Annotated in this window: 11 protein-coding genes and 2 pseudogenes; 8 read left to right on the forward strand and 5 right to left on the reverse strand. The window is 65.6% G+C overall.

What is annotated here, in order from left to right:
* Positions 1-39: 39 nt before the first annotated feature.
* From gabT to MKW15_RS00900, 5 genes and pseudogenes are all read left to right on the forward strand, one after another.
* Positions 40-1,389: a 4-aminobutyrate--2-oxoglutarate transaminase gene (gabT, locus tag MKW15_RS00880; RefSeq protein ID WP_240855192.1), complete on the forward strand. Its 1,350-nt coding sequence runs from the start codon at positions 40-42 to the stop codon at positions 1,387-1,389.
* A complete protein-coding gene (locus tag MKW15_RS00885) occupies positions 1,386-2,861 on the forward strand; it encodes an NAD-dependent succinate-semialdehyde dehydrogenase (RefSeq protein ID WP_240855193.1) in 1,476 nt (491 codons plus the stop codon). The genes gabT and MKW15_RS00885 overlap by 4 nt, the downstream gene beginning before the upstream one ends.
* A gap of 19 nt (positions 2,862-2,880) precedes the next feature.
* Positions 2,881-4,416, forward strand: a complete 1,536-nt coding sequence (locus MKW15_RS00890) for an APC family permease (RefSeq protein ID WP_240855194.1) — start codon at positions 2,881-2,883, stop codon at positions 4,414-4,416.
* 21 nt (positions 4,417-4,437) lie between these two features.
* Positions 4,438-5,431: pseudogene (locus MKW15_RS00895) on the forward strand (nitrilase-related carbon-nitrogen hydrolase).
* Entirely contained in the window at positions 5,428-6,477 is a 1,050-nt protein-coding gene (locus tag MKW15_RS00900) for an agmatine deiminase family protein (RefSeq protein ID WP_240855197.1), read from the forward strand. Before MKW15_RS00895 ends, MKW15_RS00900 begins: the two are co-directional and overlap by 4 nt.
* Before the next feature lie 751 nt (positions 6,478-7,228).
* Here MKW15_RS00900 and MKW15_RS00905 read toward each other — a convergent pair.
* A complete protein-coding gene (locus tag MKW15_RS00905; RefSeq protein WP_240855198.1) occupies positions 7,229-8,071 on the reverse strand; it encodes a Cof-type HAD-IIB family hydrolase in 843 nt (280 codons plus the stop codon).
* A 29-nt stretch (positions 8,072-8,100) separates the two neighbouring features.
* Positions 8,101-8,673 carry a TetR/AcrR family transcriptional regulator gene (locus tag MKW15_RS00910; RefSeq protein WP_240855200.1) on the reverse strand — a complete coding sequence of 191 codons (573 nt, stop codon included), beginning with the start codon at positions 8,671-8,673 and terminating at the stop codon, positions 8,101-8,103.
* 156 nt (positions 8,674-8,829) lie between these two features.
* Here MKW15_RS00910 and MKW15_RS00915 point away from each other — a divergent pair, with 156 nt between their 5' ends.
* Complete coding sequence (locus tag MKW15_RS00915; protein WP_308221000.1) at positions 8,830-10,296, forward strand: MFS transporter; 1,467 nt, start codon at positions 8,830-8,832, stop codon at positions 10,294-10,296.
* On the opposite strand, the gene MKW15_RS00920 is transcribed toward MKW15_RS00915, so the two are convergent.
* The 3 genes and pseudogenes from MKW15_RS00920 to MKW15_RS00930 all read right to left on the reverse strand — a co-directional run.
* Positions 10,269-10,688 (reverse strand): hypothetical protein, encoded by a 420-nt coding sequence (locus MKW15_RS00920; protein WP_240855202.1) that lies wholly within the window; start codon positions 10,686-10,688, stop codon positions 10,269-10,271. The two genes, MKW15_RS00915 and MKW15_RS00920, sit on opposite strands and share 28 nt — an antisense overlap.
* 14 nt (positions 10,689-10,702) lie before the next feature.
* Positions 10,703-10,945, reverse strand: coding sequence for a PIN domain-containing protein (locus tag MKW15_RS00925; RefSeq protein ID WP_240855204.1), 243 nt, complete (start codon positions 10,943-10,945; stop codon positions 10,703-10,705).
* Between the two features lie 230 nt (positions 10,946-11,175).
* Positions 11,176-11,328 (reverse strand): annotated as a pseudogene (locus MKW15_RS00930) (type II toxin-antitoxin system VapB family antitoxin); the annotation flags it as partial.
* Between the two features lie 166 nt (positions 11,329-11,494).
* Here MKW15_RS00930 and MKW15_RS00935 point away from each other — a divergent pair.
* Complete coding sequence (locus tag MKW15_RS00935; RefSeq protein WP_240855206.1) at positions 11,495-12,637, forward strand: peroxidase family protein; 1,143 nt, start codon at positions 11,495-11,497, stop codon at positions 12,635-12,637.
* Between the two features lie 63 nt (positions 12,638-12,700).
* Complete coding sequence (locus tag MKW15_RS00940) at positions 12,701-13,138, forward strand: peroxidase family protein (protein ID WP_240855207.1); 438 nt, start codon at positions 12,701-12,703, stop codon at positions 13,136-13,138.
* The last annotated feature ends 103 nt before the right edge of the window (positions 13,139-13,241 follow it).

A 13,241-nucleotide genomic window follows, 5' to 3' on the forward strand; every position in this document is an offset into this window, starting at 1 on the left:
CGATGAAACCCTCTGTCCCGACTGCTTCTTGGAGGACCAGTGTCCGAAGTAACCTACCGTCTGCCGCAGAAGCGCAGTCTGGTCACCGAACTGCCCGGCCCGCGGTCTCGGGCGCTCGCGCAGCGCCGTGCCGGTTGTGTGGCCGCGGGCGTGAAGTCGGCGGTGCCCGTGTATGCCGCCGACGCCGACGGCGGGTTCGTCGTCGACCTCGACGGCAACTCGCTGCTCGACCTCGGTGCGGGTATCGCGGTGACCAGCGTCGGTGCCTCCGATCCCCGGGTGCGTGCCGCGGTGGCTGCGCAGGTGGAACACTTCACGCACACCTGCTTCATGGTGACACCGTACGAGAACTACATCGAGGTGGCCGAGGCGCTCGCCGACCTGACGCCAGGCGACCACGAAAAGCGCAGCGTCCTCTTCAATTCCGGTGCCGAGGCGGTGGAGAACGCCGTCAAGGTCGCCCGCCTGGCGACCGGACGAGATGCGGTCGTCGCATTCGACAACGCCTACCACGGCCGCACCAACCTCACCATGGCGCTGACCGCCAAGAACATGCCCTACAAGGCGCATTTCGGCCCGTTCGCGCCCGAGGTGTACCGGATGCCCATGTCGTATCCGTACCGCGATCCCGACGGTTTCACCGGTGAGCAGGCCGCCGCGCGCGCCATCGCCGCCATCGAGGCCCAGATCGGCGCCGACCAGGTGGCCGCGATCATCATCGAACCCATCCAGGGTGAGGGCGGATTCATCGTCCCCGCAACGGGATTCCTGCCGACGCTGCGAGAGTGGGCGCGCACCAACGACGTCGTGTTCATCGCCGACGAGGTACAGACCGGATTCGCGCGGACCGGCTCGTGGTTCGCGTGCGACGACGAGGGCATCGTGCCCGACATCATCACCATGGCCAAGGGCATCGCCGGCGGCATGCCGCTGTCGGCGATCACCGGCCGCGCCGACCTGCTCGACCGCGTGCATCCCGGCGGACTCGGCGGCACCTACGGCGGCAACCCGGTCGCCTGCGCGGCCGCGCTCGCCGCATTCGACACGATGCGGGAACTCGACCTGCCCGCGCGGGCACGAAACATCGGGACCATCATCGAGTCGCGGCTGCGGGAGCTCGCCGAACGCACCGACGTCGTCGGCGACATTCGTGGGCGAGGGGCGATGATGGCGGTTGAGTTGGTCAAACCCGGTACAACACGACCCAATCCAGAGTTGACCGGCGCCGTCGCCGCACGCGCGCTCGAACAGGGTGTCATCGTGCTCACCTGCGGCACCGCGGGCAACGTGATCCGGCTGCTCCCGCCCCTGGTGATCGACGACGCCGCGCTCGCCGACGGCCTCGACGTGCTGTGCGACGCCATCCTCACGCTCGGATCGGCCCGATGACTGCGCTCGCGCAGCGGGCCGACGTCGAGGCAGTGCTGACCCGCGTGCCCACCGGGCTGTGGATCGGCGGCCAGGCACGCGAGGCGAGGACCGGCGCCACTTTCGCGGTCCACGATCCGGCCATCGGATCGGTCCTGACACGCGTCGCCGATGCGGGGGTCGACGACGGCCTCGACGCGTTGTCGGCGGCAGCGCAATGCCAACGGGAGTGGGCGGCAACCCCACCCCGGCAACGCTCGGAGATCCTCCGGCGCGCATGGGAACTCGTGACGGCGCAGGCCGACGACTTCGCGACGCTGATGACGGCCGAGATGGGCAAGACACTCGCCGAGAGCCGGGGCGAGGTCGCCTACGGCGCGGAGTTCCTGCGCTGGTTCGCCGAAGAGGCGGTGCGTGTCGGCGGACGCACCACCACCGCACCGTCGGGCAACGGCCGGATCCTGGTCAGCAAGGAACCGGTCGGTCCATGTCTTGCGGTGACACCGTGGAACTTTCCGCTCGCGATGGGGACCCGCAAGATCGGTCCGGCGCTCGCCGCCGGCTGCACGGTGATCGTCAAACCGGCCGAGGACACCCCGCTCACCATGCTGCTGCTCGCCTCGGTCCTGCGCGACGCCGGACTCCCCGACGGCGTGCTGTCGGTCATCCCCACCATGAACGCGCCGTCAGTCGTCGGAGCGCTGATGAGCGACGCGCGCCTGCGGAAGCTGTCGTTCACCGGTTCCACCCCGGTCGGCCGGGCACTCATCGCGCAGTCCGGCGAGAACGTTCTGCGCACATCGATGGAACTGGGCGGAAACGCACCCTTCATCGTCTTCGACGACGCCGACCTCGACGCCGCCGTCGAGGGGGCGATGGCAGCCAAGATGCGCAACGGTGGGCAGGCGTGCACAGCGGCCAACCGGTTCCTCGTCCACAACGCCGTCCGCGACGCCTTCACCGCGGCACTGACCGAACGCGTCGCATCGATGCGGGTAGGGGCCGGAGCCGAGGCGGATGTCGATCTGGGCCCCATCATCAATGCGCGACAACGCGATCGGATCGCCGATCTCGTCGACCGTACGATCAGCGCCGGCGCGCGCATCCGAACCGGCGGATCGGTGATCTCCGGACCCGGACACTTCTACGCACCGACGGTCATCGACGAGGTCGGCGCAGACGCCGAGATCTCGAGTGCCGAGATCTTCGGCCCGGTCGCCGCAATCACCGGGTTCGACACCGAAGAGGAGGCGATCGCCGCCGCCAACAACACCGAATTCGGCTTGGCAGCATACTTTTACACACGCGACCTGGACCGCGCCGCCCGCGTCGCCTCAGCTCTCGAGGCCGGCATGGTCGGCGTCAATCGGGGGATCATCTCGGATCCCGCCGCACCTTTCGGCGGAATCAAGCAGTCGGGCCTCGGCAGCGAAGGCGGGGCCGAGGGCATCGAGGAATATCTGAACACCAAGTACACCGCACTCACCGCCTGACCCACGACTGGAGCGTGCCATGGCCACCTCACCCACCGAGCCAGAACTGACCGAGACGTCGTCAAAGGGTCTGGCCGCCAATCGGATCGGCGTCTTCTCCGGCGCCGTTCTCGGCGTATCGACCGTCGCCCCCGGCTACACCCTGACTGCAAGCATCGGCCTGATCGTCGCAGCGGTCGGGTTGAAGATGCCGGCCATCTTCATCGCCGGGTTCATCCCGATGTTCCTGACCGCTTATGCCTATCGCGAGCTCAACTCCGACACCACCGATGCGGGCGCGTCGTTCACGTGGTCCACCAAGGCATTTGGTCCGTACGTGGGATGGATGTGCGGTTGGGGCATGGTGATCGCGACCATCATCGTGCTCTCCAACCTCGCCGCCGTCGGGGTGCAGTTCTTCTACCTCCTGCTGGCCCGCATCTTCGATCACCCGACTCTGGCCGATCTCGGCACCAGCAACAAGCTGGTCAACATCCTCACCACGCTCGCGTTGCTGGCGGCCGCCACCTACATCTCGATGCGCGGGATCACCACCAGCGAACGCATCCAGTACTACCTCGTCGGCTTCCAGATGATCGTCCTGGTGGTGTTCTCGGTGATCGCGTTCGTCAAGGTCGGCAACGGCAGCGCCCCCGGCGGTCTGACCTTCGACATCGACTGGTTCAACCCCTTCACCGGATTGACCATCACCGCGTTCGCCGTCGGCCTGACCGGATCGATATTCGCGTTCTGGGGCTGGGACACCTGCCTGACCCTCGGTGAGGAGAGCAAGGACCCCGAGCGCACCCCGGGTCGTGCGGGTCTGCTGTGCGTGCTCACCATCCTCGGCACCTACCTGCTGGTCGCCCTGGCGACGATGATGTACGCCGGTGTCGGCGAGGAGGGTCTGGGGTTGGGCAACCCGGACAACGCCGACAACGTGTTCGGCGCTCTCGCCGAGCCTGTCATGGGCCGGTGGGGCGGCATCCTGCTGTTCCTCGCGATCCTGGTGTCTTCGTTGGCAAGTCTGCAGACGACATTCCTGCCCGTCGCCCGCACGATGCTGTCCATGGGTTCCTATCGCGCCTTCCCGGCCAAGTTCGCCGAGATCAGTCCGCGGTTTCTGTCGCCGGCCTACGGTGCGGCCGTGGCCGGTGTCGTCACCGCCGTCTTCTACACGGCCGTCACACTGCTGTCCGAGCGAACCCTGACCGACACGATCGCGGCGCTCGGCATCATGATCTGCTGGTACTACGGGATCACTGCCTTCGCGTGCGTGTGGTACTTCCGTCACCAGTTGTTCGCCAACGCGCACAACATCATCTACAAGTTCCTGTGCCCGCTCTTGGGCGGCACGGCGCTGCTGATTGTGTTCGTGATCTCCGTCGGTGAGAGCTTCGACCCCGAGAATGGCAGCGGCGCATCGCTGTTCGGCGTCGGACTGATCTTCTACATCGGGTTCGGCCTACTGCTCCTCGGCGCGGTGCTGATGATCGTGATGCGCATCCTGCGGCCGGCCTTCTTCCGGGGCGAGACGCTGCCACGGTCGACACCCGAGACCACATCCGTTCGCTGACAACGAGAGGACCATTCGATCATGCGCACGATCACCGCGCTGACACCGCCCGAGTCGCCGGCACGCGTCGACGCCCCGTCGCGAGCCCCGCGTCGGGCTTGTCCAGCATCGGTGGCAGCCGTCCACGGACGCACTGCTTGCCGAACTCTCGGAGGGGATTGCGCTGGCTGCCGCCGAGGGCGCCAAGGTGGTGTTCCTGCCCGAACTCACTCTGAGCCGCTACCCCGCCTTCGTCCGCGGCGGGAGCGACCCGGGTGCCGATGCCGAGGATCTCGACTCCGGTCCGACGCTGCGGTTCGCGGCGGATGCGGCCAAGCGCAATGGTGTGCTGGTACATGCGTCCCTCTACGAGCGCGACGATCCGGACAACCACGAGATCCATGGTGACGGACTGGGTTTCAACACCGCGGTCCTCGTGGGGCCCGACGGTCTGGTGGCCCGCACCCGCAAACTGCACATCCCGGTCACCCAGGGCTACTACGAGGACACCTACTTTCGCCCGGGTCCCGCCGAACCCGACGCGTACCCGGTACACACCGCGGAGGAACTGGGCGGAGCACGACTGGCAATGCCGACGTGTTGGGACGAATGGTTCCCCGAGGTCGCACGGATGTATTCGTTGGCCGGAGCCGAGATCATCGTCTACCCGACTGCCATCGGATCGGAACCCGGGCATCCGGAGTTCGACACCCAACCGCTGTGGCAGAGCGTGATCGTCGGCAACGGAATTGCCAACGGCACGTTCATGATTGCTCCCAATCGGCACGGCGACGAGGGTGAGATCACCTTCTACGGTTCGTCGTTCATCTCCGACCCGTACGGCCGCGTGCTCGTGCAGGCGCCCCGCGACGAATCCGCGGTGCTCATCGCCGATCTCGACCTCGACCAGCGCCGTGACTGGCTCACCCTGTTCCCGTTCCTGATGACCCGGCGACCCGACACCTACGCTCGGCTCACCGCACCGGTGGACCGGGACTATCCATTGGGCAACAACGGCACCGAGGTTCCGCGATGACGTGGCGGATGCCTGCCGAGCACGAGCCACACGAACGCACGTGGATGGCCTTTCCCGCTCCGGGCTACTCACTGGGTGACTCACCGGCGGAGCACGAGGAGGCACGGACCACGTGGGCCGCGGTGGCCAACGCGATCAGCGAGTTCGAGCCGGTGACCGTCGTCGTCGATCCGAGCCAGACCGAGCACGCGCGCCGTCATCTGTCGTCGTCGATCGACATCGTGGCCGCACCGCTGGACGACGCCTGGATGCGCGACATCGGTCCGACGTTCGTCGTCGACGACGATGCGGATCCGGGCGCCCGGGTCGGCGGGGTGGATTGGGTGTTCAACGGCTGGGGCGCACAGGACTGGGCCACCTGGGACAACGACCAACACATCGCGTCGATGATCATCGAACGCACCGGCGTCTCCCACATCGCGTCGTCGCTGGTGAACGAGGGTGGCGGCATCCAGGTCGACGGCGCCGGCACGGTATTGGTCACCGAGACTGTGCAACTCGACCCGGGCCGTAACCCCGGTCTGAGCAAGAGCGACGTCGAGGCGGAGTTGGCGCGGACCATCGGGGTCGATCGGGTGATCTGGCTACCTCGTGGCCTCACCCGCGATTCGGAACGGTACGGGACGCGCGGACACGTCGACATCGTCGCTGCGATGCCGACTCCCGGCACCGTCATCGTCCACGAGCAGCGCAATCCGGATCACCCCGATCATGCTGTATCGCAGGAGCTTCGGACGATCCTCGAGAACACGGTGATCGACCGTGGCACCGAACGTCCCGGGTCGTCGCTTGATGTCATCTCGGTGCCCGCCCCGCAGGTGCTCACCGACGACGAGGGATTCGTCGACTACAGCTACATCAACCATTACGTCGCCAACGGCGTGGTGATCGCCTGCTCGTTCGACGATCCGTCCGACGCCGAGGCCGCCGAGATCCTCGGCTCGGTGTATCCCGGTCGCGAGGTCGTCGCAATCGACGCCCGCGCGATCTTCGCCCGGGGCGGTGGGATCCACTGCATCACACAGAATCAGCCCGCCGGGACCTGACCTCGCCGAGGAGTCAGCGACTCACCCGCCGACGTCGTCGCGTGATGGTGGAGGCGGGAAGAACGTTGCCGCCCATGCGGCTGGGGATCTTCCGCGCGGCCGGCACCGCGACAACCAGAGCCGAATTGGAGAATGCGAGTGCTGCAGCACTCGCGTTCTCCAGCTCAACTCGAGTTCTCGCAGCTCGACGCGGGACGTGACCAGACACAAGCCCAGGCCGCACCCGACCTGGTCGGTGATGCGCCCCGGGTGCACTCAGACCACCCTGTGCCGAATCGGCTCACCTGTGTGCTGCAGCACACAGATTCTCCAACAGGACACAGAGTGTCTGGACCGCCTCCGCAGCAGACTGCGTCTCCCCAGGTCAGCGCGGTGGTCACCGAACTCTTCGAGTCTGGGACCCACCGTAGGCGTTGCCGACGATCATGGAGGCGGGAAGAGCGCGTTGTGACTGTGACTGAGATCGGGCCCGTGACGGTGGTCCTCCGGGTATTTCCCGGAAGCGGACGCTGACGGGCCCGATCTCAGTCACCGCTCGTCGGCCGTCGCGTTCCGCAGAACGCGCGGCACGGTCGTGGCGTCCGCAGAAAGTAGGGGACGAACCTTCGTCCCCTGGCAGCCTCAGAGTCCTCCCCTACTAATTTCTAGGGGACGACTGTGAACCCCGGGGACGAAACCCTTCCCCAAGTTTTGCGACGACGGAGCACACGCATCTCCCCAGGTCAGGAGGCCAAAGGCAGTACTCTTCGAGTCAGAGGAGATCGGGCAGGCCGAGGGCGGCGCGCACGGTCCGCACCACGCCGTTGTCTGCGTTGGACGGCGCGACGTAGCGCGCCTGCGCGAGGATGCGCGGGTGTGCGTTGGCCATGGCGTAGGACCAGTCTGCGCAACCGAGCATGGCCAGGTCGTTGAGGTAATCCCCGAACACCATCGTCTGCGCGGGCGTGATGCCCAATTTCTCCTGCACGGCGGTCACCGCGACGGATTTGTCGACGCCCGGCGCCATCACGTCGAGCCAATGTTGTCCGGAGACAACAACTTCCATGGCACCATCCAGCGCCATCAGCGTTGGTGCAGTGACCTTCTCGATGCCGCCGAAGTCATAGATCGCCACCTTGACAAGTTCGGTCCGAACCTCCCTGAGGTCGTCGACCACCTCGTGCGCGTAATAGTAGGGAACAACCTGCTCCAGGAATGCGTCGTCCGACCGGTCCACGAACGCGGTGTCGGGGCCGCACAGTACGACGCCGAGATCTGCTGCGCCGCTGTCGGTGAGGTCACGCGCCCGACCCAGGACGGTGGTGGCGACCCGGGGTTGGAGCCGAGTGACCCTGAGTTTCTCGCCATCACGCGCGACGACCGACCCGTTCTCGGCGATCACCACCAGGCCGGGTACCGCGTGCCCGAGTTGATGCAGGAGCGTGGCGGCCTGCCGACCACTCGCGGGACTGAAAACGATTCCGCGTCGGCCGAGTTCATCGAGCAACGGCCACAGCGACTCCGGGATGCCCTTGCTCTCGTCGAGGAGCGTGCCGTCCATGTCGCTGACGATCAGGCGCACGTCGTCGGGAACGGGTGGGATCGGGGTGTTCATCGCTGTCAGTGTCTCACCGGCCGCAAGTGTCAGTGCGCCCGGCCGAGTAGGGGTGCCACCATCAGCCGTACGTACCGGGAGATGTCCTCGACATCGGCGTCGGCGATCTCGCGGCTGGCGATTCGGTGGCGCATGAGCGAGATGCCGACGACGAGGGCATTGATGAGCTCCGCCTTGAGAGCAGCGTCCGGCCCGTCGAGGCGGTTCCCCAGCGTCTCGGTGAACGTCTTCTCGATGGCGTCGCGTATGACGTCGTTGACCGTCTCGCTGTCGACGACACCGACCAGCAGTCCGGTCATCCCGCCACCGGAGTCACTGACCTCGAGGACTTGACGAAGGATGCCGTCGGGCAGTTCGTCGAGGGGCGCCGTGGCGACCAGGTCGACGGTGGTCGAGATGCTCCCACGGACGGCCTCGACGAACAGATTCTCCTTGGAACCGAAGTAGCGGTTCACCAGCGACTGGTTGACGCCCGCCGCGCCCGCGATGTCGCGTGTGGTGACGTGAGCCCCGTGTTCGGCGAGAAGGGTTCGGGTCGCCTCGAGCAGCGCCTCACGGGTGGCGGCCGCGTTGCGCCGGCGCGGTTCGGACGCCTCGGACATGGAACTCCCTTGCTGTTGTCGACGGCCCAAGCCTAGTCGGGGTGACGTTGACCACTCACAAGTAAACACACGTTGACTTAGCTCCCGCACAAGCCTACCGTCATGTAGTCACATGTTTACTTATGCGCTTCCACACTCCGAAAGGAGCACCTCGTGATAGGTACGCCTGAAGCGGGCACTCGGGCGGGCGGCGTGGTCGCCACCCTCGCGTTCGCGGGCACGGTCGCTGCGATCATGCAGACCCTGGTCACCCCACTGCTGCCCCAACTGCCCGCCATCCTGAACACCACCGCGTCGAACTCGACGTGGGTCATCACGGTGACACTGCTCGTCGCCGCCGTGTGTGTGCCGGTGACCGGTCGTCTGGGCGATCTGCTCGGCAAGAAGCGCGTGCTGCTCGCGCTGACCGTGCCGCTGGCCGTCGGGTCGGTGGTGTGTGCCCTGTCGTCGTCGGTGGTCCCGATGATCGTCGGCCGCGGCCTGCAGGGCCTCGGCATGGGCATGGTGCCGTTGGGCATCGCGCTGCTGCGCGACGCGGTCCCATCGCACAAGTTGAGTTCGTCGATCGCGCTGGTGAGCGCGTCGATGGGCATCGGCGGCGGACTCGGTCTGCCGATCGCCGCGGCCGTCGCCGAGTACGCCGACTGGCGTGTGCTGTTCTGGGGTTCGGCGGTCCTCGCGGTCATCATCGCGGTCCTGGTGTGGACACTGATCCCCGACGTCCGGCCTGCCGCACAGGGCCAGCGATTCGACGCCCCGGGCGCGGTGCTGCTCGGCATCGGCCTGGTGAGCTTGCTGCTCGCGGTGTCCAAGGGCGCCGATTGGGGCTGGACCTCGGCCGGCATCGTCGGACTGTTCATCGGTGCGGTTGTCGCGCTACTGGCCTGGGGCGCTTGGGAATTGCGCACCCGCGAACCGCTCATCGACCTGCTCACCACCGCACGCCCACGCGTGCTGACGACCAACATCGCGTCGATCTTCGTCGGCATCGGCATGTACGCCAGCATGCTGGTGTTCCCGCAGTTGCTGCAGTTGCCCGAAGCCACCGGTTACGGCCTGGGCCAATCCATGCTGGCAGCCGGGCTGTGGATGCTGCCGGGCGGTCTGATGATGATGGTGGTCTCCCCATTGGGCGGCAAACTCACCGACGCCCGCGGTCCCAAGCTCACCCTGATGTGTGGCGTCACCGTGCTCGCCGCAGGGTACGGTCTAACGCTGCTGCTCTCCGGCACGGCCTGGGGAATCATGGTGGCGCTCATGGTGATCAACAGTGGCGTCGGCCTGGCCTACGGCGCGATGCCCGCGCTCATCATGGGTTCGGTCCCGCTGTCGGAGACCGCGGCGGCCAACGGCTTCAACACGTTGATGCGTTCGCTCGGCACCTCGATCGGCGCGGCCGTCATCGGTGCGGTGCTCGCACAGATGACGATCACGTTCGGCGGCCACACGATGGCGTCGGAGGCCGGATTCAACGTCGCACTGCTCATCGGCGCGGGCGTGTCGCTCGTGGCGCTGATGATCGCGTCGCTGATTCCGCGCGGGTCGGGTCCCGAGGGTGCCGTGCACGTCGCGGAGACCGACGACGCCTCGACCGATCAGGAGCACAGTCTCGCGCGTGCGTGAGGGTTCCCCTCCGCCAGCTGAGATGCGAGCATTTCGCACCGAGCGACACCCAGCGGGGTCATCGCCGGCCCTTGTTGTGAACCAGCAGATGTCCCCGGAGTCCGGGAGTCCGGCAACTGCGTCATCTCGGCGCGAATCCGCACAAGGACCGCGGGCACATCGATCGCCCACGGCACGAATGTTTCGTCGTCGGAATCGGTGAGATCGCCGGCGAGCACTCCCGTTGCCAGCAAGTCGGAGATCAGCCCGAGCACGAGGTCGGTCACGCGGTCACGGGTCGGCGTCGGTCGCGCCAATGCGGTGGCGGCGCCGACGATCGGGGAGAACCCCACCCAGTCGTCGTTCGCATAGGCGACCAGATACGTGAGGTGGTCATGGTAGGCGTCGGTCATCGCGGCAGGAATCCTCACCCCACGACGCGTTGCTCGTCGACCTCGGCGAGATGGCGTGCGGCCAACTCGAAGTCGGCGTCGTCGTGGAGGATCACGAGACCCTTGATGGCTGCGGTACCACAGACCAGCAGGTCGACCACTGACAAGGCCCTGGCCGAACCGACCCGCGCGAGTTGGTGCTGCGCGGATTCGGCCCACTGCCACACCGACTTCGGCACCGGCACGTCGGGGTAGAGGTTACGAAACATCTGACTCATCTCGTCGAACTCGTCAGCATTTCTTGCAGATCGACGGAACTCGGCGCGTTGCGGTTCGCACGAACCGATAGCGCCACTCAACAAAGCGGGCTCCCAAGTCGCGGTGAGGCCCGGTTGCCGTTGCAGTCGCCAAACAGCAGACGAGTCCACGAGGAAGCCGATCACCGTCCGACGGCTCGCTCATCCGCCCGTACCTCGAGCCAGCCCGCGTAATCCCATTTCTGTGCTTGATCTCGGCTCCGAGCCAGAGCTTCGATGCGCCGGAACCGCTCGACATAGTCACGCATCGCGAGGTTCACCGCTTCTTTCTTCGTGTGAACCCCGGCTATCCGCATGACCTCTGCCAACGCAGCATCGTCCAGGTCTATCTGAGTCACCGCCACGGCACACCTCTGATGTTGGTGATATATGCACCCAGCATACATGTCCAACATCATTCTCAACCCGGTCCGAAGACAGGTAGTCGACTACTCGCGAGAATGCGCGCGCCACGCATGACGCTGAAAGGACGAGGTCACCACCACACCGAGCTCCGCCCCGGAGGCACGAATGCTCTCACAGACCATGCTCCTGCTTCGTCGACCACAAGAGACCATCGAGAGGCGGCTGCGCCTTCGGCTACCACCAGACCTTCCCGACAGTTGGGAACGTGAGCTTCCGCGAATCCTTGGACCCATCGGCCGGATTCCGGGATTCCGAACCGCCGCGAGCCGATTCGCCATCAACAAGTTCGCGAATGCCGCACCACCGCGCCCGCACCCGTATTCGATGGCCGCCGACTACACCACCTGGCAAAGCCTCACCGACCGCACGTACTCGGGGCGACATCTGCCGCCCAGTACCACCCCACCCGAGGATCTACCCAGCGAGCAGGACGTGACCGCACTGTTCCGGCGACCTCGCAATGAGGAAGTGAAGTCGACAGACACCAGCGTGACGTTCGTGTTCTTCGCGCAATGGTTCACCGACAGCTTCTTGCGCACCGACCGCAAGAACCCTGCCAAGAACACCTCTCCGCACGAGATCGACCTGTGCCAGATCTACGGTCTCAGCGCCGAGAAGACCGACAAGTTGCGTTCCAAGACGGGCGGTCATCTGAAGAGTCAGCGCATCAGGGGCGAGGAGTACCCGCCCTATCTGTTCGAGCCCCGTGACCCCAAGGGCCCGCTGATCGTCAAAGAGGAGTTCAAGGGTCTCCACGACGAGGATGTCCTCTTCAAGGAGATCCTCGCGCGTGTCCCCGACGACCGAATGGATTTCGTCTTCGCGGTCGGCCTCGAGCACGGCAATTCGACGATCGGTCACACGATGCTCGACACGATCTTCTTGCGCGAGCACAATCGCATCGCCGACGTGCTGAACGCTGCGCATCCGGAATGGGAGGGGAACGACGAACGGCTGTTCCAGACCACCCGCAACATCATGATCGTGCTCCTGCTGAAGCTGGTGGTCGAGGAATACATCATGCACATCGGCCCGTTCGACTTCCCCGTCGAGATGGTGAAGTTCATGGCCGACGGCGAACGCTGGAATCGTGCCAATCGCGGCGCCATCGAATTCAACCTGCTCTACCGTTGGCACCCACTCGCGCCCGACTGGATCGGCGAGGGCGCAAACAGGTTGGAAGCCAAAGACTTTCTCAGCAACAACCCGCTCGTCCTCTCGCGCGGCATCGAGTCGCTGATCGCATAGTGCTCGCACGAGCGGTCGGGCAAGATCGGTCTGTTCAACACTCCCCACTACCTCTCGGAACGGATGGACCCCAACGTCGCATCCGTCGAGGAGCGCACGGTCGCCCTCATGCGTCATGCACGGCTGCGGACATTCAACGAGTACCGAGAGTACTTCGGCCTCAACCCAATACACAGCTTTGCCGAACTCACCGACGACGAAGCGGTTCAAGACCGCCTGCGAGAGATGTACGGCCACATCGACAATCTCGAGTGGTACATCGGCATCTTCGCCGAGGACTACCCCGACTACATGATGATGGGGTGGACGATGACCACCATGGTCGCCCACGACGCGTTCACCCAGGCACTCACCAATCCGCTTCTGGCCAAAGAGGTCTTCAACGTCAACACCTTCACCCAGAAGGGCATGGACATCATCGAAGGGACCCGCTCGCTCGAACAGATCATCAAAAGGAACGCGACGGACCCCGACGCCGTTGATGCCAGTTTCAAGTGTTGAGCGACTCCTCGGATCAGCGACCCACCCGCCGACGCCTCACATCCAGGGAGCTTCGACCTGCTCGCGTGCCCACAGAAAATAGGGGAAGAAACTTCTTCCCCTA

Origin of the sequence: Gordonia gummivorans (assembly GCF_022513585.1) — a bacterium.
Classification (GTDB): Bacteria; Actinomycetota; Actinomycetes; order Mycobacteriales; family Mycobacteriaceae; genus Gordonia.